The following is an 851-nucleotide window of genomic DNA, read 5'->3' on the forward strand; positions in this document are numbered from 1 at the left end:
TTTCGACCTGCAGTAGCTGGCGGACGTCACCAGGAGAAGAAGCGGCCGGATGCCCGTCATCCGGCCGCTTCTTCTTGTTGTTGGCGGGGCCGAAGGCTTTGGCTTCGCCGAGTTTGATGCGTTGCCTTGTCCCTGGCCCCTGAAACCTTTCCTAGTTGTTCAAGGGTTTGATCACGCGTTTGACGGCCGGGTCGTCAGGGTGCGGGTGGATCGTGAAGCCCAGCCTGGTCATCAGGTTGAACATCTTGGTGTTCATCGACAGCACGTCGCCGACGATGGTGCGGTAGCCCTTGACGCGTGCACAGTCGATCAGCGCGCTCATCAACTTGCGGCCGACGCCGTGTTTCTGCCAGTCATCGGCGACGGCCAGCGCAAACTCGACTGATTCGCCATCCGGGTTGGTAACATAGCGGGCGACACCGATCTGCAACTCCTTGCCATCATCGTCGGGGAGGGTCGCCACCAGAGCCATTTCCCGGTCGTAGTCGATCTGGGTGAAGCGCACCAGCATGGTCTGCGTCAGTTCCCGGATGGTATCCATGAAACGATAGTACTTGCTTTCGTCGGACAGTCCGATGACGAACTGCTGCTCGCGTTCAGCGTCTTCCGGGCGGATTGGGCGAATCGTCACCGTCCGGCCATCCGGAAGCTCCCAGTCCTGGATCAGATGCACCGGGTAGGGGTGGATGGCCATGTGCGCATAGCGGTCCCCCGAGGGCGCCGCATAATCGATGACGATGCGCGCGTCGGCAGCGATTCCGCCGTTCTCATCGACGATCAGCGGGTTGAGGTCGAGTTCCTGCAGCCAGGGGAGTTCGCAGATCATCTGCGAAACATGCAGCAGCACGTCT

1 protein-coding gene is annotated in these 851 nt (G+C 60.6%); it reads right to left on the bottom strand.

Annotation, left to right across the window (positions count from 1 at the left end):
- Positions 1–151: 151 nt before the first annotated feature.
- On the bottom strand, positions 152–851 hold a 700-nt coding region (locus tag CAPSK01_RS02070), incomplete at its 5' end, for a GNAT family N-acetyltransferase (protein WP_273702904.1).

Source organism: Candidatus Accumulibacter vicinus (assembly GCF_000584955.1).
GTDB lineage: Bacteria > Pseudomonadota > Gammaproteobacteria > Burkholderiales > Rhodocyclaceae > Accumulibacter > Accumulibacter vicinus.